Annotated in this window: 23 protein-coding genes and 1 tRNA gene; 13 read left to right on the top strand and 11 right to left on the bottom strand. The window is 68.4% G+C overall.

Annotation, left to right across the window (positions count from 1 at the left end):
• Positions 1–6 precede the first annotated feature (6 nt).
• Positions 7–1149, bottom strand: coding sequence for an SDR family oxidoreductase (locus JUB11_RS07575; protein ID WP_207457913.1), 1143 nt, complete (start codon positions 1147–1149; stop codon positions 7–9).
• A 287-nt stretch (positions 1150–1436) separates the two neighbouring features.
• On the opposite strand from JUB11_RS07575, the gene JUB11_RS07570 reads away from it, so the two are divergent.
• Positions 1437–1883 carry a hemerythrin domain-containing protein gene (locus JUB11_RS07570; protein ID WP_207457912.1) on the top strand — a complete coding sequence of 149 codons (447 nt, stop codon included), beginning with the start codon at positions 1437–1439 and terminating at the stop codon, positions 1881–1883.
• 115 nt (positions 1884–1998) lie between these two features.
• Here the strand turns inward: JUB11_RS07570 and JUB11_RS07565 are convergent, their stop codons facing one another.
• Positions 1999–2286 carry a hypothetical protein gene (locus JUB11_RS07565; RefSeq protein WP_207457911.1) on the bottom strand — a complete coding sequence of 96 codons (288 nt, stop codon included), beginning with the start codon at positions 2284–2286 and terminating at the stop codon, positions 1999–2001.
• A gap of 263 nt (positions 2287–2549) precedes the next feature.
• Between JUB11_RS07565 and JUB11_RS07560 the strand changes: the two genes are divergently transcribed.
• Together JUB11_RS07560 and JUB11_RS07555 are read left to right on the top strand one after the other, a co-directional pair.
• Positions 2550–2720 (top strand): hypothetical protein, encoded by a 171-nt coding sequence (locus tag JUB11_RS07560; protein WP_207457910.1) that lies wholly within the window; start codon positions 2550–2552, stop codon positions 2718–2720.
• 185 nt (positions 2721–2905) lie between these two features.
• Positions 2906–3097, top strand: a complete 192-nt coding sequence (locus JUB11_RS07555; RefSeq protein ID WP_207457909.1) for a hypothetical protein — start codon at positions 2906–2908, stop codon at positions 3095–3097.
• 184 nt (positions 3098–3281) lie between these two features.
• Here JUB11_RS07555 and JUB11_RS07550 read toward each other — a convergent pair.
• The 3 genes from JUB11_RS07550 to JUB11_RS07540 form a co-directional block, all read right to left on the bottom strand.
• Positions 3282–3356: transfer RNA gene (locus JUB11_RS07550), tRNA-Thr, on the bottom strand.
• A gap of 166 nt (positions 3357–3522) precedes the next feature.
• Positions 3523–5457: a nucleoside-diphosphate sugar epimerase/dehydratase gene (locus JUB11_RS07545; protein WP_207457908.1), complete on the bottom strand. Its 1935-nt coding sequence runs from the start codon at positions 5455–5457 to the stop codon at positions 3523–3525.
• 26 nt (positions 5458–5483) lie between these two features.
• A complete protein-coding gene (locus JUB11_RS07540; protein ID WP_207457907.1) occupies positions 5484–6440 on the bottom strand; it encodes an SDR family oxidoreductase in 957 nt (318 codons plus the stop codon).
• Positions 6441–6746: 306 nt separating this feature from the next.
• On the opposite strand from JUB11_RS07540, the gene JUB11_RS07535 reads away from it, so the two are divergent.
• Complete coding sequence (locus JUB11_RS07535) at positions 6747–7685, top strand: glycosyltransferase family 2 protein (protein ID WP_348771381.1); 939 nt, start codon at positions 6747–6749, stop codon at positions 7683–7685.
• Between the two features lie 21 nt (positions 7686–7706).
• Here JUB11_RS07535 and JUB11_RS07530 read toward each other — a convergent pair whose 3' ends face one another.
• Genes JUB11_RS07530 through JUB11_RS07520 form a run of 3 tightly spaced genes read right to left on the bottom strand, consistent with a single transcriptional unit; the run spans position 7707 to position 10568 of the window.
• Positions 7707–8549, bottom strand: coding sequence for a glycosyltransferase (locus JUB11_RS07530; RefSeq protein ID WP_207457905.1), 843 nt, complete (start codon positions 8547–8549; stop codon positions 7707–7709).
• The gene (locus JUB11_RS07525) at positions 8546–9574 is read right to left on the bottom strand and encodes a glycosyltransferase family 4 protein (protein ID WP_207457904.1); all 1029 of its coding nucleotides are present in this window, start codon (positions 9572–9574) and stop codon (positions 8546–8548) included. The genes JUB11_RS07530 and JUB11_RS07525 overlap by 4 nt, the downstream gene beginning before the upstream one ends.
• Positions 9561–10568, bottom strand: coding sequence for an NAD-dependent epimerase/dehydratase family protein (locus tag JUB11_RS07520; RefSeq protein WP_207457903.1), 1008 nt, complete (start codon positions 10566–10568; stop codon positions 9561–9563). The genes JUB11_RS07525 and JUB11_RS07520 overlap by 14 nt, the downstream gene beginning before the upstream one ends.
• A 232-nt stretch (positions 10569–10800) precedes the next feature.
• Between JUB11_RS07520 and JUB11_RS07515 the strand changes: the two genes are divergently transcribed.
• The 7 genes from JUB11_RS07515 (at position 10801) to JUB11_RS07485 (ending at position 15351) form a co-directional block, all read left to right on the top strand.
• Complete coding sequence (locus JUB11_RS07515; RefSeq protein ID WP_207457902.1) at positions 10801–11139, top strand: hypothetical protein; 339 nt, start codon at positions 10801–10803, stop codon at positions 11137–11139.
• Between the two features lie 40 nt (positions 11140–11179).
• A complete protein-coding gene (locus JUB11_RS07510) occupies positions 11180–11359 on the top strand; it encodes a hypothetical protein (RefSeq protein WP_207457901.1) in 180 nt (59 codons plus the stop codon).
• Positions 11360–11494: 135 nt separating this feature from the next.
• Positions 11495–12049 carry a dCTP deaminase gene (gene dcd, locus JUB11_RS07505; RefSeq protein ID WP_207457900.1) on the top strand — a complete coding sequence of 185 codons (555 nt, stop codon included), beginning with the start codon at positions 11495–11497 and terminating at the stop codon, positions 12047–12049.
• 75 nt (positions 12050–12124) lie between these two features.
• Entirely contained in the window at positions 12125–13417 is a 1293-nt protein-coding gene (gene murA, locus JUB11_RS07500; RefSeq protein WP_207457899.1) for a UDP-N-acetylglucosamine 1-carboxyvinyltransferase, read from the top strand.
• Between the two features lie 30 nt (positions 13418–13447).
• Positions 13448–13903: a DUF2948 family protein gene (locus JUB11_RS07495; RefSeq protein WP_207457898.1), complete on the top strand. Its 456-nt coding sequence runs from the start codon at positions 13448–13450 to the stop codon at positions 13901–13903.
• A gap of 47 nt (positions 13904–13950) precedes the next feature.
• Complete coding sequence (gene nfi / locus JUB11_RS07490; protein WP_207457897.1) at positions 13951–14688, top strand: deoxyribonuclease V; 738 nt, start codon at positions 13951–13953, stop codon at positions 14686–14688.
• A 78-nt stretch (positions 14689–14766) separates the two neighbouring features.
• A complete protein-coding gene (locus tag JUB11_RS07485; protein ID WP_207457896.1) occupies positions 14767–15351 on the top strand; it encodes a type 1 glutamine amidotransferase domain-containing protein in 585 nt (194 codons plus the stop codon).
• 73 nt (positions 15352–15424) lie between these two features.
• Here the strand turns inward: JUB11_RS07485 and JUB11_RS07480 are convergent, their stop codons facing one another.
• Positions 15425–16087 carry a response regulator transcription factor gene (locus JUB11_RS07480; RefSeq protein WP_207457895.1) on the bottom strand — a complete coding sequence of 221 codons (663 nt, stop codon included), beginning with the start codon at positions 16085–16087 and terminating at the stop codon, positions 15425–15427.
• A 324-nt stretch (positions 16088–16411) separates the two neighbouring features.
• Between JUB11_RS07480 and JUB11_RS07475 the strand changes: the two genes are divergently transcribed.
• A complete protein-coding gene (locus tag JUB11_RS07475) occupies positions 16412–17119 on the top strand; it encodes a response regulator transcription factor (protein WP_207457894.1) in 708 nt (235 codons plus the stop codon).
• 256 nt (positions 17120–17375) lie between these two features.
• Here JUB11_RS07475 and uraH read toward each other — a convergent pair whose 3' ends face one another.
• Both uraH and uraD read right to left on the bottom strand, forming a co-directional pair.
• The gene (gene uraH / locus JUB11_RS07470) at positions 17376–17732 is read right to left on the bottom strand and encodes a hydroxyisourate hydrolase (RefSeq protein WP_207457893.1); all 357 of its coding nucleotides are present in this window, start codon (positions 17730–17732) and stop codon (positions 17376–17378) included.
• Between the two features lie 28 nt (positions 17733–17760).
• Positions 17761–18279, bottom strand: a complete 519-nt coding sequence (gene uraD / locus JUB11_RS07465; RefSeq protein WP_207457884.1) for a 2-oxo-4-hydroxy-4-carboxy-5-ureidoimidazoline decarboxylase — start codon at positions 18277–18279, stop codon at positions 17761–17763.
• A 285-nt stretch (positions 18280–18564) separates the two neighbouring features.
• Between uraD and JUB11_RS07460 the strand changes: the two genes are divergently transcribed.
• Positions 18565–19620, top strand: coding sequence for an ABC transporter substrate-binding protein (locus JUB11_RS07460; protein ID WP_207457882.1), 1056 nt, complete (start codon positions 18565–18567; stop codon positions 19618–19620).
• Positions 19621–19635: the final 15 nt, after the last annotated feature.

The following is a 19635-nucleotide window of genomic DNA, read 5'->3' as shown; positions in this document are numbered from 1 at the left end:
AAGCCGTCAGTCTCGGAAGACGACCTCACGCTCCTCGGTGGCGACATGGGCGGGCTTGGCGTTGTGGCCGAGCGTGCGGTGGCGGCCCGGCAGGTCGGCATGGCGGCCTGCGTGCTGGCCATCGCGGGCCGCCGTTCCGTCCTGGCGCGTCCAGCCCCGTCTGACGGCGGCGCCGGCCAGGATGCCGAAGCCGGCGACCAGCGCCGCGCTGACCCAGGGGTGCATCTGGGCGGCGGTGTAGAGGCTCGTCTCGCGGACGAAGCCGTGCCGCCGCGCGCGGTCGATCCCGTCCTCGCCCGGCGCGTGCAGGGCGTCGTTGCGCGGCCGCTTCATCCCGCCGGAGCGCTGCATGCGGGTGAGCTGCCGCTCCATCACATAGTCGGTCAGCCGCGGGGCGAAGGTCTCGGCCAGCGAGAACATCTTGGCGGCCCCGCCGATGTAGAGGTCGCGCACCGGCGTCTCCACCGCGTGCAGGATGCCCTCGGCCACCAGTTCGGGCGCGTAGACGGGCGGCGGGTTGGACGGTTCGGTGTCCAGGAAGTTCTTCGCGTGCGCCTCGTACATGGTGTCGATGGCCGCCGGCTTGATCAGCGTGACCGACACCGGCGCCCCTTCGGCCTCCAGCTCCATGCGCAAGCTGTCGGTGAAGGCCTTCACCGCGTGCTTGGTGGCGCAGTAGGGACCCTGCAAGGGGATGGCCCGGTCGGACAGGGTGCTTCCGACATTGACGATGGACCCGCCATCGCGGCGGAGATGCTGCATGGCGATGCGCGACCCGATCACCACGCCCCAGTAGTTCGTCTCGAACAGCCGCCGGTGATCCTCCATGGGGACATCGGCGATGCGGCCGTAGATCGAGACGCCGGCGTTGTTCACCCAGCTGTCGAAGCCGTCATAGGCGCGCAGCGCGGTCGCCGCGACCTGGCGCATCTCTATCTCGTCCGCGACGTCGGCGACGCAATGGACGGCCTGGCCGCCATTGCGGCGGATCTCGTCGGCGACCTGGGCCAGCGCCTCCCGGTCGCGCGCGGCGAGCACGACGCGGGCGCCGCGCTCCGCCGCCATGCGGGCCGTCACGAGGCCGATGCCGCTCGTGGCGCCGGTGATGACGATCACCTGCTCATCGATGGGTTTCAGACGGACGCTCATGGTCTTCTCCTCTCCTTCCCGGCGGCACTCCGCCAGGGGCTGCGGTGGCATGCGCCCATGGCAACAGCCCCGCCGCCGCGCCGTTGCCCGCGATGCCCGCAAGCCTGGAGGAAGGGCGTGGGGGAGTGCGCGGGATTGGGCCGATGGCCTATCCGTCCTGGCCGATTGCCGGCCGGCTCCCCAATGCCACCTTGCTCGATACAGGGGCTGGCCTGCGTCGGGGTCAGGGAACAGCCAAGCTTGAGCGGGGTTGTTCACGCAGCCCCGGAACAATCAGGACGATCCGCATGAACATTCTCGAGCGCATCAAGAAGGACCACGACACCCTGCGCAGCCTCCTCGACAAGGCGGAAGAGGCGGAGGGCAAGGAGGTCTTCGAGGAATTGCAGCGCGAGTTGTGGGCCCACGCCAAGGCCGAGGAGACCATCTTCTACGCGGCGCTGGCGCAGGCCAAGACGGCGAAGATGGAGACGGTCGAAGGGCTGAACGAGCATCACATGATCAACACGCTCCTGGACGAGCTGAACGCGATGCCGGCCGAAGGCATCGCCTGGAAGGCGAAGCTCCAGGTGCTGGGCGAACTGGTCCGCCACCACCTCGACGAGGAGGAGGAGGAGATGTTCGAGGACGCCGAGAAGGCGCTCGACGACAAGCGCTCGACCGAACTCGGCGCGCTCTACGCGGATCGCAAGAAGCACGCGATGGCGGCGCTGGAGCCACTGCCGAAAGGCTGAGCCGTCCTTGATAAGCCGGCCGGGCGCCCCGTTCCTCATGGGGCAGGGCGCCCGGGCTCGGCCGGTACCGGCTCTCCCGCGTAGGGGGCCTTCCGGAAAAGGGCGGCGATGCCGGTCAGGAGGGCCGTTCGACTGCCCGCGCCTCCAGCCGACGCCGTTTCTCGGAGGACGGCAGCGGTATCGGAGGGGCGGAACCGGGAGCCGCGGCTGAGGCGTTCGGCAGCGCGTTCGCCAGTTCCCGCGTGACGGTCTCGATGCGTTCGTCGAGCAGCCGCCGGAGATGCGGCGCCGATTGCGGCCGTATCAGAAGTCTCTCCTCCCTGAGGCGCCGCAGCGTGATGACCTTCTTCCTGATGTCCTCACGCGTGAACTGCGCCCGCGCGCCAGTGTCCATGGGTTCCATGGCTCCTCCCCTCACTGCAACACCCCCGACAACAAGCGAAGCGCCGGGAGCGTCAGCAGGAAAAGGGCTGAGAGGGGTACCTCTTGGGCGCGTAATCCACCCCGCTTTCGCCGCGTTTTTCCGGTACAAGACCCGCTTTTTCCCGAGCAGCCCTGCCGGAAGGGGGAAAGTGCCGTGATCCGCGATTCGATTCGGCCAGGGAACGTCCTTCGCCGCGGCCCTGTTGGCAACCCCAGGATGATCAGCAAGGGGGACTCCGGAACATGGCTCAGCACGATTATGTCCGCCACACGCTCGACTGCCTGGAAGAGGCCCAGGCCGCCCTGCATCTTGCCCAGCGCAAGGGTCAGATCGAGCCGAAGGACGAAGCCAGCCTGGTCCGGCGCCTCAGCACCCTGACCGAGGACCTGAACCGGGTTCAGGACGTGCCTTGATCGACAGCCGGCTGTGGAAGGGGAGGCCGCCGGGCTGGAACTCCGGCCGCCTCTGCCTTTGCGCATACTCCAGCATGGCGGGTTGGCGAAGGCGTTTGGCATTTGGTACACATTAATACAGCATTGTAACAAACGCGGTCGGGCACGGGAAACCGGCGGCCCCCGCGATCTCTGACGCAGGCACCATGGATTATGATGTCGTTCGCCAAGCCGTGAATCTGGCCCGCCTTGTCGGCGCGACCGACGGTGAGGTCCGTTTCATCGCTGAAAAAATCTACCTGGAACGGCATCCCGGCACGCAGGCCACGGAACTGCCTCGTCTGCTCGAACCGATTTTGGGATGCGGAGCGCGGGCGGAGAATCCGGAACTGGTTTAAGGTGAATAAGCGGGATCGGGGGAGTGACGGCGGAAACAGCTGGGTTTTCAAAACCCGCATCCGCTGTTTTCAAAGCCTGCCGGCTCGACGGGGCACAAGAATAAGGTCGGCCGCGCGAAGCGTAATCGCGTCGGCAATCCGTCCACGGGTGCTGTGCCGAAGCTGATTTCAAAGATGGGGAAGATGGTGCTGCCAGAGAGGATTGAACTCTCGACCTCTCCCTTACCAAGGGAGTGCTCTACCACTGAGCTACGGCAGCGCCGGGACCCGCGATTTACTATGGGGCAGGGCCGATGTCAACAGCCTTGCCCGCCTTTTCGCCGGCCTGTCCTCGTCGGGCCGCCGTCCGTGCCGGCCGCCCTCCGAAGTGGCGCGGGTTATGCCACAGGCTTTTCCCCGATGCAAGCCCGCTCGTTCCTGATTTCCTACACCTGAAGCCCGGCCTGCGGCAGCACCGCTTCCGACCGGAAGTCCGGCACGATGTTCGACAGGATGGTCAGGACGCGTTCCGTGTCGCCGGCTCGGGCAGCCGTTTCCAGCTCGTTCAGCGCGCGGTTCACCAGGGCGTAGTCGATGACGCGTGGCGAGGCCAGGAAGACGCCGTCGGCCTCCGTCCGGGAGGGGGTTTCCGCGGCAGTCAGGATTTCCTCGAACAGCTTCTCGCCCGGGCGTAGTCCGGTGTACTCGATCTGCACGTCCACGCCCGGCCGGTATCCGGCGAGATGGATCATCTGGCGGGCAAGATCGACGATCTTCACCGGCTCGCCCATGTCGAGCACCAGGACCTTGCCGCGGTCCTCCCCGCGCGCCGCACCATGCGCCGAGGCCTGAAGCACGAGTTCCACCGCCTCGCGCACGGTCATGAAGTAGCGGCGCATGTCCGGATGGGTGACCGTCAGCGGCCCGCCCTGGGCGAGCTGGCGCGTGAAGAGCGGCACCACGGACCCCGACGAGCCCAGCACGTTGCCGAAGCGAACGGTCATGTAGCGCGTCGCCGTCTCCGTCCCGTCGCGCGGCGGCAGCAGGTCGAGCGCCTGGCAATAGGACTCGGCGAAACGCTTCGTGGCGCCCATGACGCTGGTCGGGCGGATCGCCTTGTCGGTCGAGATCAGCACCATGGCGAGGCAGCCCGAGGCGCGGGCGGCATCCGCGACGTTGCGCGTGCCGGCGACATTGGTCAGGGCGCCCTCGGTGGGGTTCGCCTCGACCAGCGGCACATGCTTCAGTGCCGCGGCGTGGAAGACCAGGTCCGGCCGGTGGTCCTGGAACAGGCGGAACACCCGGTCGCGCTCGCGCACGTCGGCGAGGACGGCGTGCAGCTCCATCCCGGGGAAGCTTTCCCGGATCTCCAGGTCGATCGAATAAAGGTTGAACTCGCCAGCATCGACGAGCACCAGCGACGCCGGGTTCAGGGCGGCGATCTGGCGCACCAATTCGCTGCCGATGGTGCCGCCGGCTCCGGTGACCAGGACGCGGCGCCCGCCGACCATGCCTTCGATGGCGCCGCGGTCGAGCACGGCCTGGGGCCGCCCCAGGAGATCCTCCAGCGCGATGGGGCGCACCTCGATCTTGCCCTCGTCCAGCGCCGACTTGAACTCGGTCAGGCTGGGCAGGCGGGACAGGGTCAGGCCGAGGGACTCCCCCTGGTCGAGCAGCGTACGCAGCAAGGCGCTGGGGATCTCGGTGCGGCCCTTGGTGACGATCAGCCGCTGCGGCCGGTCGCCGCGCCCCTCCAGCTCCTCCACCACGCGGGCGAGGTCGTTGGGGCCGCCGAGCACCGGGATGCCGCGCACCTCGTGGCCGACGCGGCGGCCCTTCTCGTCGAGAAGCCCGACCACCCGGTAGCTGCCCTGGCCGTTGTGGTCGAGCGAACGGATGAAGGCCTCCGCCGCGTCGCCGACGCCGAGCAGGAGGACGGGGATGCGGGGCGTCCCCAGCTCGTCCATGGCCGACCGCCGCAGGTAGCGGTGCTTGAGGAGGCGGTAGGCGAAGCGCGGTGCGCCGAGCAGCACGAGTTGCACGAACCACAGGATCAGCGGCAGGGAGCGTGGAAGGGCTTCCAGCCGCGTCAGCAGGAACATGATGAGGATGAAGGCCAGAACGGCGACCGACACCGCCCGCGCGAGCTGCAGGAGGTCGGGCAGGGAGGCGTAGCGCCAGATGCCGCGATACAGGCCGAACAGCCGGAACGTGATGGCGGCGACCACCATCATGATCGGCAGCGCCAGCACCAGCGCGTCCATGTAATAGCCGAACGCCTGCCCGCCGACGCGCAGATAGAGCGCCAGCGCGAAAGCGATGCCGGTCATCACGACATCGTGCAGGTAGGCGAGGAGCGCTCGGGTGGACGGGAGGAACATGCCGCGTGCCTTAAGCCATCGTTCGATCAGCAGCCGGAAGCTTTGAACCATCCGGCCGTTGCGCGCAAGCCGATGGCTGGATCAAAAGGAGGACTCCAGCCGAGCGCGCGGCGGATCGCGCCGTCCTCGACTGTCAGTGAGCCGGCGACGCGGTCGAACATGGCCGTGCGCCCGGTCATCCTCGCGCCCAGCTTCAGGAGCGACGGCGGCGCCTTGAGCAGGCGTGCAGGCCGCCCGAGCGCCTCGCCCAGGGCGCGGACCAGTTCCGCCGTGGAGTAGGGGCGGCCGTCATGGACCAGGAAGCGCCCGCCGGCCGCCTGCGGGTGGGTCAGGCAGGTGGCGATGGCGTCGGCGAGGTTGCCGGCGTAGATCAGGCTGCGCCGGTTCTCCAGCGCGCCCAGCGGCAGCGGCAGGCCCGCCGACACCGCCTTCAGCAGGGTGAGGAAGTTGCCGCCGACGCCCGGACCGTAGACCAGCGGCGGCCGGATCACCGCGACCTCCAGCCCGGAGCGGGTGGCGATCTCGGTCAGGGCGCGCTCGGCCTCCAGCTTGGACAGGCCATAGGGGCTGTGCGGGTCGGGCGTGGTCGCCTCGTCCAGCGGTTCATCCCGCCCCTCGTCGGCCAGCGCCTTGACGCTGCTGAGATGGACCAACCGCTTGACGCCCCCGGCGGCGGCGGCCTCGGCGAGCCTGCGGGTGCCTTCCGTGTTGACGCGGCGGAACGCGGCCAGGGGGTCGGGCGCCGTGTCCTTCATCACATGGACCCGTGCGGCGAGATGGACGACCGCCTCGATCCCGTCGAGCGCGGCGCTCCAGTCCGTGTCGGGGCCGACCTCGGGGACGATGACGGTCTCCGCCACCTCCTCGGGGAAGGCGGCCTCGGGCCGGCGCAGCGCTGCGCGGACATGGTGGCCGAGCCCAGCCAGATGGGGAACGGTGTGCCGGCCGACGAAGCCGCTGGCGCCGGTTACGAGAATGCGCATGGCACGCGGTCCGCGTTCGGAATGCTGGTGGTCATTTCTGTGGGTTCACGCTGTCTGGAATGCGGTGCCCGGTGCCGGGACCCGTCGCGCCGGGTGCCGGCACCGGGCTCGCGGGGTGTCTTGCCGGATCGGGATTCTTGCCGGGGGACGTCGGGACACCGGTGACATGATTTGGGCACGGGGCCGTGTCTTGCACAAATCCGCAGCCGAGGTAAAGTCCAGATCCGTTCGCGCCCTTCAGATAAGCACAGCCATCGAAAAATGACAGAGCCCGCCGGAGTATCCCCGAGATACGGGCGCATTGTTGTGGTCAGCTACAATTGCGCGAGCTTTGTGAACCGGCTGTTCGGCTGCCTCCTGGCGCAGACCGAACAGGATTTCGAACTCGTCCTCGTCGACAACGCCTCGGCGGATGCGGCGGAGATCGCCATGCCCGACGATTCGCGATTCACGCTGATCCGGCTGGACCGTAACCTGGGCTTTGCCGCCGCCAACAACCTCGGTGCCAGGGGAGCCCGGACGGAGTGGATCGTCACGCTCAACCCGGATGCCTTTCCGGACCCGGACTGGCTCGCCCGCCTCTATGAGGCGGCGCGCCGCCACCCGGAAGCGGCGATGTTCGGATCCACGCAGCTGTTCGAGCATGATCCCGGCCTGCTGGACGGGGCGGGCGACCTCTATTCGGTCTTCGGGGTCGCGCGCCGGATCGGATACCGGACCCGCGCCGTGCCGCCCTACAGATCGGGCGAGGTGTTCTCGCCCTGCGCCGCGGCGGCCATGTACCGGCGCGACGCCTTCGAGGCCGCCCAGGGTTTCGACAAGGATTTCTTCTGCTACTGCGAGGACGTGGACCTCGGCTTCCGCATCCGGCTGGCCGGCGGCATGGCGCTCCAGGTCGGCGAGGCCGTCGTCCACCATGTCAGCAGCGGCGTGTCCAGCCAGTACGGCACCTTCGCCCTGTATCACGGCATCCGGAACCAGATCTGGACGCTGGTCAAGAACGTGCCGTCCGCCCTGCTGCCGCTGGCCCTGTGCGGCCACGCGGCGGCGCTGGCGGTCATGTTCGCGCTGCGGTGGCGCGGCGAGGAGGCGCGGGCGGCAGGGCGCGGCATCCGCGACGCCCTGCGTGGGCTTGGCGGGGTGCTGGCCAAGCGGCGCAAGGTCCAGCGCGCGCGCCGGGCGTCGCTGGGTGCCGTGGCCCGCGTGCTCACCTGGAACCCCTTGGCCGTGTTGCGCCGGGGCTGACCGGTCCCGGCGGAGGGCCGCTCAGTACAGCTTCCAGCCGTGCTTGTGGAAGAAGCGGAAGGCCGACTGTGCGAAGAGCCGGATGTGGGTGGCGCCCTTGCGCGCTGCGTTGCCGCCGAAATGAACGAGCCGCACGGCCGGCACATAGGTGACGTCGCCCAGCCGGGCGGCGCGGCGGGACAGGTCGAAATCCTCGAAATAGAGGAAGAAGCCTTCGTCGAAGCCGCCGAGCCGGACCAGCGCGTCGCGGCGGAACAGCATGAAGGCACCGCCCACATGCTCCAGCCCGCCGACGACGCTGTCGCGGGTGAGGTCGCGCATCTCGTAATGGTCCAGATAGCGCCGGAACAGGCGCCTCACCGCCACCGGCATCGCCGCGCGCAGGCCGAGGTTCAGAACCGACGGCATGCGCTTGCAGATGAACTGCTGCTCGCCCGTTCCGTCGAAGACCTTCGGCGTCAGCAGGATGGTGGAGGGGTTTGCCTCCATGAAGCCGAGGGCCGCGACGAGCGCGTCGCGGTCGAGGACGACGTCGTAGTTCAGGACCAGATGGAGGTCGGAGGCGCCGCGCCGGATGGCGAGGTTGTGGCCGGCGCCGTAACCGACATTCCCATGCCCGGCGATCATCTCCACCGACAGCGGGCCGCCGTCGCCCAGCGACTCGATGGCGGCGCGTACCGCGGGCTGGAGCGGCTCCCGGTCGTTGTCGACGATCCACAGGCGGCAGGCGGTGCCAGCCCGCTCGTACAGCAGCCGCGCCGCGGCGGCGACGCTGTCGAGCGATGCGCGGAACAGCTCCGCGTCGGGCCGGAAGAGGACGATGGAGATGTCGAGGGAGGGCGTCGGGCCGTTCGGTGGCGTCATGTCTGCGTGCTTGTCAGCGTCTTGAGGCCGGCCATGCGGCGCAGGCTGGCGATCAGGGCGGCCACCAGAAGGGCGGCGGCGAGGAGCGTCCAGGGACCCGCCGACGGTGACAGGACCGCCGCCGCGACGAGGCCGAGGCTGTAGGCGATAATGGTCAGCACGACCCGGTCGTGCCGTTTGATGCCGTCCGCGGCCCGCTGGTAGAAATGTTCGCGATGGGCTTTCCAGACCTCTTCCCCGCGCAACGCCCGGCGGAGCAGCGTGACCGTCGCGTCCGTCAGGTAATAGGCGGGCAGGATCAGCGCCGCGATCCAGTGCCCCTCCAGGCTGAGGGAGATCAGCAGGAAGCCCAGCAGGTAGCCGAGCGGGACGCTGCCGACGTCCCCCATGAACATGCGGGCGGGGCTCCAGTTGTGCGTCAGGAAGCCGGCCGCCGCCCCGGCCAGTGCGGCACCCGCGACGCCGAGCGGGGGAAAGGCCCCGACCGCCAGCGACAGGCTGGCGATGCCCGTGCCGATCAGCACGGTCTCGCTTCCCGCCAGCCCGTCGATCCCGTCCATGAAATTGTAGAGGTTGATGAACCAGAGCCAGGCCAGAGCCGTCAGGGCGCGGTCAGCCCACCAGGGGAGTAACCCCTGCAGGACCAGCGCGTCCGCCGGCAGCACCAGCAGCCCGAGCGCCACGCAGGCCGCCTGAACCGCGAAGCGGAGCCGGGCGGACAGGGTGCGGCGGTCGTCGACCCAGGACACGGCGATAAGTGCCGCCGCACCCGTCAGGACCGGCAGGATCTGCCCGAGCCAGCCATAGGCGGCACCGATCAGCGCCAGGGCCGGCAGGGCCGTCAGCACGATCGCCCAGCCGCCGCCGCGCGGGGTTGCCTTTTGGTGGCTCGACCGCGCGTTCGGCACGTCGAGGATCCGGCGTTCCGTCAGGTAGCGCAGCACGGCGGGCGACAGGCGCCAGGCGGCGATGCCGCACAGGCCGAAGGCCCCCGCCAGAGCCGCCAGACGCTCAACGATGTCCAACGCCGTGCTCCCGGCGGTGGCCGTGATAGCCGAGGTACCAGTCCACGAAGCGCGGCAGCCCGACCTCGATCGGGGTGGCGGGCTCGTAGCCGAGCGCAAGGCGCGTCGCCTCGATGTCGGCGCTGGTGGCCTGCACGTCGCCGGCCTGCATCGGCTCGAACTGCATGATCGCCTTCCGGCCGAGCGCCTCCTCGATAAGGGCGATGTAGCGCATCAGCTCCTCGGACCGGTTGTTGCCGAGGTTGAAGATCCGATGCGGCGCGCCGTTCCCGTCCACCGGCGCCGGACGGTCCAGCGCCGCGACGACGCCGGACACGATGTCGTCGATGTAGGTGAAGTCGCGCTGCATCCGGCCCTCGTTGAAGACGCGGATCGGCCGGCCGTTCATGATCGAATCGGCGAACTGGTAATAGGCCATGTCCGGCCGGCCCCAGGGGCCGTAGACCGTGAAGAAGCGCAGCCCCGTCGCCGGCATCTTATAAAGGTGGCAGTAGGCGTAGGTCATCACCTCGGCCGCCTTCTTGGTGGCGGCGTAGACGGACACAGGGCTGTCCACCCGGTCCTCGACCGAGAAGGGGGTCTTGCGGTTTGCGCCGTAGACCGAGGAGGTGGAGGCGTAGACCATGTGCTCCAGCCGGGGCATCCGCCGCGCCGCCTCGAGCATCGCCACCTGGCCGGTGACGTTCGCGTCCACGTAGGCGTAGGGGTTTTCCAGTGAATAGCGCACCCCGGCCTGGGCCGCGAGATGGACGATACCCGTGACGTCGGCGAACTCCGGCGCCATAGCCTCCAGCAGCCGGTGGTCGGCCAGATCGATCCTGGCGAAGCGGAAGCCGGACTTCCCCTGGAGCCGCGCCAGCCGCGCCTGCTTCAGCCCGACGGAGTAATAGCTGTCGAGGCTGTCCAGCCCGAGGACGGACTCGCCGCGCTCCAGCAGGGCTGCCGCTACGTGTGAGCCGATGAAGCCGGCCGCGCCGGTGACCAAGATCGTCATGTCCGCCATCCTGAAACCACGTGCCGGGCCGGAAAGGAACGGGCTGGGGCCGAGTCCTTACCGAAGTCTTATGCCCGACCAGGGCGCGGGATGCCAGAACACAAAAGACGGGCGTCCCGCCAGAAAGACAGGTGTACCGCCATAGCCCTTTCCGGCGCTGCATCCTTGACAGGCGCTCGGGCGTACCGATCTACTGCCGCGACCGAATTTCCGCCTTAATATGTGGACGATCATGGCGCTGAAGAAGAACCCGCTCAACCTGAACCCGCTCCAGCTGAAGACGCTGACCCTCATCCAGGAGATCGCCCGGATCGAGAACAAGCCGGCCGAGGGCGAGGAGGGCGCCTTTATGGTCACCAGCCTGCCGCACGCCCACGGCAACCACTTCCACCTCGGCCGCTACGTCGTCAGTGCCGCCGACGCCACCGGCCTGCACAACCAGGCGGTCTGGGTCGCGCTGGAGCGCAAGGGCATGCTGCGCAGCCAGACGAACAGCGTCGAGGTCACGGCGGCCGGCATGGCCTACGACACCGGGCTGAAGGACAAGATCCTGCACGGCTCCGACCACTGAGACGTCCGGTTCACGCGGCGGCCCGATGACCGGATACGCGATGACCGAAGACGACAAGACACCCGTTGGGCCGAGGCCGCCCGAGGACCGTGCCGGGGGCCGCTCCGGCGAGCGCCGGGAACGGCAGGACCGGCTTGCCGCTGCGTTGCGCGCCAACCTGCGCAAGCGCAAGGAACAGGCGCGTCAGCGCGAGCAGGCCAAGGACGGGGAGGGGGGCTGAGGCGCCGCCCGCTCCCCGCCCTCCGGACTCCCTTCGGAGTCCCTGAAAAAGGCTCATTTCCATCCCTTGAGCCGGCCAGTATGGTCGGCTACAACGCCTTTCGAATAACCCCTATCCTTGAGGAGCACCCCCGCGATGGGCATCATGCCGGACACCTGGATCCGCGAGATGGCCGAGACCAAAGGCATGATCGAGCCTTTCGTCGAGAAGCAGAAGCGGGAGGGGGTGATTTCCTACGGGCTGTCCTCCTACGGCTACGACGCGCGCGTGGCGGACGAGTTCAAGATCTTCACGAACGTCGACAACGCCATCGTCGATCCCAAGAGCTTCGACGAGACGAGCTTCGTGGACCGGCAGGTCGACGTCTGCATCATCCCGCCGAACAGCTTCGCGCTGGCCCGGACGGTCGAGTATTTCCGCATTCCCCGTGACGTGCTGGTGATCTGCCTGGGCAAGAGCACCTACGCGCGTTGCGGCCTGATCGTGAACGTCACCCCGCTCGAGCCGGAGTGGGAGGGCCACGTCACGCTGGAAATCTCCAACACCACGCCGCTGCCGGCGAAGGTCTACGCCAACGAGGGGCTCTGCCAGTTCCTGTTCCTCAAGGGGGACAGCGTCTGCGAGACCTCCTACGCCGACAAGTCCGGCAAGTACATGGGCCAGAAGGGCGTGACCCTGCCGCGCCTGTGAGGCGGCGGGGCCTCCTGGCCCCGGCCTTCTACTTTTCAGCACTCCTACAGCACCAGATCGGGCAAGACAGGTTTCATGGACAAGATCCGCATCCGCGGCGGCAACCCGCTGCGTGGTTCCATCACCGTGGGCGGCGCCAAGAACGCGGCCCTGCCGCTGATGACGGCGGCGCTCCTCACGGACGAGACGCTGACGCTCACGAACCTGCCGATCCTCGCGGACATCAACACGCTGTGCAACCTGCTGCTCCAGCATGGCGTCGCGATCCACATGCAGGGTGCCGGCGGCGCCGTCGACCGGCGCGTCGTCGAGTTCACCGCCCGCGACATCACCAACACCACCGCGCCCTATGACTTGGTGCGCAAGATGCGCGCCAGCGTGCTGGTGCTGGGGCCGCTGCTGGCCCGCTGCGGCGAGGCCACCGTGTCGCTGCCCGGCGGCTGCGCCATCGGCGCGCGTCCGGTGGACCTGCACATCAAGGGCCTTCAGGCCATGGGCGCCGAGATCGAGATCGAGAGCGGCTACATCAAGGCGAAGGCGCCGGCCGGCGGCTTGCGCGGTGCCGAATACATCTTCCCGAAGGTGTCGGTCGGCGCCACCGAGAATCTTCTTATGGCGGCGACGCTGGCGAAGGGCACCACGGTCCTGGTCAACGCCGCGCGCGAGCCGGAGGTGACCGACCTCGCCGAGTGCCTCGTGAAGATGGGCGCCAGGATCACGGGCATCGGCACCGACCGTCTGACCATCGAGGGCGTGGACCGGCTGCACGGGGCCAAGCACATGGTGGTGGCCGACCGGATCGAGACGGGCACCTACGCCATGGCCGCCGCCATCACCGGCGGCGAGCTTGACATCCTCAACACCAATCTCGATCTGATCAAGGCTGCGGTGACGGCTCTGTCGCCGGCGGGCGTGGCCTTCACGGAGATCGAGAACGGCGTGCGCGTCTCGCGGGCCAACGGCGCGCTGCACGGCGTGGACGTGATGACCGAGCCCTTCCCGGCCTTCCCGACCGACCTGCAGGCGCAGATGATGGCGCTGATGTGCGTCGCCGACGGCGCCTCGATGATCACCGAGACGATCTTCGAGAACCGCTTCATGCACGCGCCGGAGCTGATGCGCATGGGCGCCAAGATCACGGTGCACGGATCCTCGGCCCTGGTGCGCGGCGTGGAGCGTTTGACCGGCGCGCCCGTTATGGCAACGGACCTGCGCGCATCGGTGTCGCTGGTGCTCGCCGGCCTCGCCGCGTCGGGGGAGACGACGGTCAACCGCGTCTACCACCTCGACCGTGGCTACGAGAGGCTGGAGGAGAAGCTGGCGGCCTGCGGTGCCGACATCGAACGCGTCCGGGGGGAAGAGGACTGACCCCCCGGCCCTGACACGCCGAGGAGGATCATGACCAAGCCGCTTCGCCTGCGCGCCCAGGACGACGACGACCTGAAGGTGGTGTCCGCCTGCCTTCAGGACGCCATCGTGCCCATCGGGGACATGTGCTATCTGCCCGACGAGAAGCGGTTCGTGCTGGTCGCCAACCGCTTCAAGTGGGAAACCGCCGACCAGCCGCCCCCTGGCCCGACGGCGGACGACGACGACATACTGGCATTCGAGCGCACCCACACCGGGCTGCGGGTCGAGAATGTCCAGGCGGCGAAGCTGCGCGGCATCAACCTGAAGGACCGCACCCAGATCCTGGAACTGCTGTCGCTGGAGGCGGTGGAGGGCGGCGTCGCGCTGCATTTCGCGGGCGGCGGCTGCATCCGGCTGGACGGGGCGAACTGGCAATGCTTCGTGGAGGACATGGGCGAGCCCTGGCCGACCACCTGCCGGCCCTGCCACCCGCTGGAGGAGTAGCGCCCCTCCGGAAGCGGTAGGGCCGCTTCCCGGACGTCCGTCCGGCAGTGACGGCTGTTCTCCCGGGCATGGACGCCATTCCGGATGCCATTTCCGGCGAGGGGCCGGACCCCTGGCCGACCACCGAGGCCGAGGCGCGCTCCGTGCAGGAGCGGCTGCGCGGGCTCGTCGTCACACGCGACGAGTTCGGCCCCCTGCGCCGCATCGCGGCGGTGGACGCGCATTACAGCGAGGACCTTCATAGCGAGGGTCATTACAGCGAGAGCGGGGGCGTCACCTGGGCCGCCGTCGCGGAGATTGATGCGGAGACGCTGGAACTGACGCGCAGCGTCCTGCTGTCCCGCCCGACCGTCTTCCCCTATGTGCCGGGCTTCCTGTCCTTCCGCGAGGCGCCGGCGATGGTGGAGGCCATCGGGCTTCTGCCGGAGCCGCCGGACCTGCTGATCATCGACGGGCAGGGGACGGCGCATCCCCGCCGCTTCGGGCTGGCCTGCCATGTGGGGGTGGTGACCGGCCTGCCGGCCATTGGCGTCGCCAAGTCGCGGCTGGTCGGCCGCTTCGAGGATCTCGGGAACGAGAAAGGCGCCAGCGCGCCCCTGTGGCACCGGCGCGAAATGATCGGCGTCGCCCTGCGCAGCCGCACCGGCAACAATCCCCTGTTCGTCTCCCCCGGCCACCGCGTCAGCCTCGCCACCAGCGTGGAGCTGGTCATGCGCTTCACCCCGAAATGGCGGCTGCCCGAACCGATCCGGCTGGCCGACGCCCTGTCCCGCATGCACGGCTGATATCGGGGCGGGAAAAGGAACCACGGTGCGCGGATCCGGTTGGCGGGCGGGAATGCCCACAACGGAGGAGGTGCCGTGATGGCCCAGACAACCAACGGCAAACTGAACGGAAAGACCGTCGCCGTCGTCGCGACGGACGGTTTCGAGCAGGTCGAGCTGACCGAACCGGTGAAGGCGCTGAAGGAGGCCGGTGCCACCGTGCATGTCGTGGCCCCGAAGCCCGGCCAGATCCAGGGCTGGCAGCATTTCGACAAGGGCGACATGGTGCCGGTGGACGCGACGCTGGACGGGGCCGACCCCGCCCGCTACGACGCGCTGCTGCTGCCGGGCGGTGTCGTGAACCCGGACCAGCTCCGGCTGGAGCCGAAGGCCATCGACTTCATCCGGCATTTCGTCACCAGCGGCAAGCCGATCGCCGCCATCTGCCACGGCCCCTGGACGCTGATCGACGCGGATGGCGTGCGCGGCAAGCGCATCACCTCCTGGCCGTCGCTGAAGGCCGACCTGACCAACGCCGGGGCGAACTGGGTGGACGAGCAGGTGGTCACCGACCAGGGCCTCGTCACCTCGCGAAACCCGAAGGACCTGCCGGCCTTCTGCCCGAAGATGATCGAGGAATTCGCCGAGGGGCAGCATTCCGGCCATCGCCGCGCCGCCGAGTGAGGCAGCCGGGCAGGGGGATTGCCCCCGGGTTAGCCGAGGCGCGGAGGGGCTTCCCTCCGCGCCTTCTTTTTGGTCAGGCGTTGATCAGCGGCGACAGGCCGTTCTGGATCGCCCAGACGGCCGCCTGGGTGCGGTTCTGGGCGTGGATCTTCCGCATCACGTTCTTGAAATGCATCTTCACCGTCGATTCGGTGATGTGCAGGTTGCGCGCGATGGTCTTGTTGGACTGGCCGGCAAGCAGACAGCGCAGAATCTGGATCTCGCGCTTGGACAGCTCGTTTCCGGCGGCGGGAGCCGGGCGGGGCGGGGCGGGGCGCTCGTTCGCCGACGCGATCAGCAGGCTCGCCACATGGGTCGGATAGACCACCTCGCCCAGCATGACCAGCTGGAGCGAACGCAGCAGGGATTCGCTCGACATGCCCTTGTTCAGATAGGCGTCGGCGCCCGCCTTAAGCGACAGGGATAGGCTCTGGTCGGCGGTGACGTCGGCGAGCACGGCGATGCGGGCTCCGGTGCCCGCGCGCAGGCGGCGGACCGCCGCCATCTCCTCCGCCGATCCCTCCTGGAGCGCCAGGACGATCAGGTCCGGGTCGGTCCCGCCGTCGATCGCCGCCAGCGCCTCATCCAGGCTCGCGGCGTGGTGGTTCACACGAAATGGTCCGCTACCGATGAGCGTGCCGAGCGCGGCCGAGAACAGCCGGTCGTGATCGATCAGCATTACAGTCCAAGTCGACATGGAACTTCTCCGCGAACAGGTCGGCGCAACGGGCCATCGGATGTCAGTGAGCGAGGCAATTCAGGCAATTTTATGAAAACACTGAATAGATTGGATGCAAAACAGTGTTTACGCTCGAAAGATCGATGATTTATACGGGTGGGCCTCGGGCGGTGCAAGCCGCGCGTCGGAAAAGATTTGCCTCAAGTTTGTTCTCGCCGGAGACCGGCAATGTTTGACTTGCGGGGGCGCTTGGATTGTTGATGAGGCATCGGCCCCCGGTCCCCACCGGGGCCGGATCACCGGCCGAACCGGCGTTCGGCGGCATGACGAGGTGGCAATACGATGGAAGTGCGGCTGCACGCGCGCGGCAGGCAACAGGTTCCGGACCGCAAGGCGTCCGTCCGGAGCAAGGCGCAGACCTTCCTGGTGGTGGACGACCATCCGCTCATCCGGCATGGCTTCGCCCTGTCGGTCGCGGAGATCCATCCCGGCGCCGAGGTGCTGGAGGCGGGCTCGCTGGAGGACGCCCTCACCCTGGCCGAGCGGACGGTGGACCTCACCATGGTCCTGTTCGACTTCAACCTCGGCAGCCGCGACGGCGACGACGGCCTGCGCCGGATGGTGGAGGCGATCGGGGACGTGCCTCTGCTGGTCATTTCCGGTTCCGACGAGGTCGCGGACATCGTGGACAGCCTCCAGCAGGGCGCGCGCGGCTACATCCTGAAGACCAGCTCGACCGAGGTGCTGGAACACGCGATCTCGCTCGCCATGACGGGCGAGACCTTCCTGCCCCTGCCGCGCACCGTCCTGACGGGCGGCCTCGCCGCGGACGCCGAGCAGCCGACCGGCAGCATCCTGGGGCAGCTCACCGACCGCCAGCGCGACGTCTTCCAGCTCCTCCTCGCCGGCAACTCCAACAAGGAAATCGCGCGCGAACTCGGCGTGCTGGAAGGCACCGTGAAGGTGCATGTGCGCGCCATCATGCAGAAACTCGGCGTGCGCAACCGCACCCAGGTTGCCGTCGTGGCCGCGCGCAGCGGGTGTTTTTGAGGGCTAGTAAGGAGCCCGTAAAGCTGCGCTTGCACCTTAGTTCCGGGCTGACAACAAAGCCGTCATCTCCGCGGAAGCGGGGATCCAGAAGTCTGCGGAATGGCCCCCATGGAGAAGTCCTGGACCCCCGCTTTCGCGGGGGTGACGGTTGAGTTGTTATCTGCTGATTGGGATACTGCACTGAAAAGCATAGTGTGAAGGCTGGACGACTGTTTGCCTAACAACCGGTGCTTTGCGACATTTGAGAGCTTTCCCTTCAGCTCCCCCGGTAGGTCGAATAGCTGTAAGGGCTAACCAGCAGCGGGACGTGGTAGTGGGCGCTGGCGTCGGCGATGCCGAAGCGCAAGGGGACCACGTCGATGAAGGCCGGGTCGGGCAGGGCCGTGCCGAGCGCGCGGAAATAGTCGCCGGCCTGGAAGACCAATTCATAGGTCCCCGTTTTGAAGGCCTCGCCCTCCAGCAGGGGGGCATCGGCGCGGCCGTCGGCGTTGGTGGCGATGGACTTCAGGTGGCGCCGCGCGCCGCCGGGCTCCAGCGCGTAAAGCTCGATGGTCAGGCCGGCGGCGGGGCGGCCGTTGGCGGTGTCGAGGACGTGGGTGGTCAGGCGGCCCATGGCGGGGTCTCCGGATGGCGGGAAGGGTTCAGGAGGCGATCAGTGCGTCGAGCCGGAAGCGGGTGATCTTGGCGACCTCGCCGAGCGCGGTGCGCATCTCCACCTCCGCCGTGCTGCGGAGGCGGCGTTCGAAGGCGGTGAGGATGCTGTCCTTCGTGTGCTCCTTCACCGCCACGATGAAGGGGAAGCCGAAACGCTCCCTATACTCGCCGTTCAGTTCGTCGAAACGCCGGGCCTCCGCCTCGGCGAGCGCCGTCAGGCCCGCCCCGGACTGTTCGTCCGTGGAGTGCGTGGTCAGCAGCTTCCGCCGCATGGCGGCCCCGGCCAGTTCCGGGTGCGCGCGCAGCAGGGCCAGCTGGGCGTCCGTGCCAGCGTCCGACAGGGCCGTCAGCATGCGTGCGTGCAGGTCGCCGATGCTCGCGAAGGGCCGGTCGGGCCAAGCCGCCTCCGCCACCCAGGGGGAATGTTCGAAAATACCGCCGAGCGCCCCGACGAAGGCGTCGCGGTCCATGGCGTTCAGTTCGGCAAGGGTCAGGGCGGCGGTCATGCGGGAACCCGTGCGGTGGTCGGCCCTGGAATGATCCGGAGGGCGGGCGGCGCTGTCAACGCGGGCATCCCGTGAACAGTTTCAAAGGATCAGCAAGGATCGGGCAGCGTCTGCCCGCATTGGAGGCTGGTCACGCCAGAAATGCTCAAAAATTGGGCGAACAAACCGCGCCGCCGCTGCTCAGACCCCGTCACGGCTGGTCTGGTACGCCGTTTGCTTTTGCCGGGGTCCGTCCGGCGGCGCCCCTGTGCCCGCCGGTCCCAAACGACAGGAGTTCGCCCGCCGATGCCCCGCACCCCGTTCCGGATTTCCGCCCTGACCCGCCGCTGCTTCGGCACCGCCCTCCTGGCCGGCGCGGCGCTGGCGGCGGCCGCCGGCTTCGCCGGTCCGGCCCGGGCCGACACGGCCATCAAGGTGACGCTGGATTGGGCCTTCCAGGGGCCGCAGGCGCCCTTCCTGCTGGCGCTGGAGCGCGGCTACTACAAGGCCGAGGGGCTGGACGTCACCATTGACCGGGGCGAGGGCTCCGGCGCCGTGCCGCCGCGGCTGGCCGCCGGCACCTACGACGTCGGCTTCGGCGACATCAACCCGATGATCCGTTTCGTGGCCGAGAAGGGCGCCGACCTCGTGGCCGTGGCGGTGCTGTACGACGCCTCGCCGCTCGCCATCCTTTCCACGAAGAAGGCGGGCATTTCCTCGCCCAAGGAGCTGGAAGGCCAGACCCTGGCGGCGCCCGAGACCGACAGCGCCCGCCAGCTCTTCCCGGCTTTCGCCAAGGCCGCGGGCATCGACGCGTCCAAGGTGTCCTGGCAGACCGTGACCCCGCAGCTGCGCGAGACGATGCTGGCGCAGGGACAGGTGAAGGCGATCAGCGGCTTTCTGACGACGGGCATCTTCTCGCTGAAGGCCGCGGGCATCCCCGAGGGCGACATCGTCACCCTGCGCTACCGCGACCAGGGCGTGGCGCTCTACTCCAACGCCATCATGACCACCCGCAAGTTCGCGGAAGCCAATCCGAAGGCGATGGCCGGCTTCGTCCGGGCGACGCTGCGCGCCCACATCGAGGCGGTGAAGGAGCCGCAGGCCGCCATCGACGCCTTGAAGAAGCGTGATTCCCTGATTGACCCGAAGATCGAGCTGGCGCGCATGCAGCTCGCCTTCAACGAGCTGATGCTGAGCCCGGAGGCCAAGGCCAATGGCCTCGCCACCGTGGACGCCGCCCGCTTCCAGAAGGCCATCGACATCCTGAAGGAGACCTATGCCTTCCCCAAGGACGTGAAGACCGCCGACGTCTACACGGACGCCTACCTGCCGCCCCTGTCCGAGCGGACACTGCCGTAAGGGCCGGTCCGTCAG

This window comes from Azospirillum sp. SYSU D00513 (genome assembly GCF_017356015.1).
Classification (GTDB): Bacteria; Pseudomonadota; Alphaproteobacteria; order Azospirillales; family Azospirillaceae; genus Azospirillum.
This window is presented reverse-complemented; position numbering and strand designations above follow the sequence as displayed.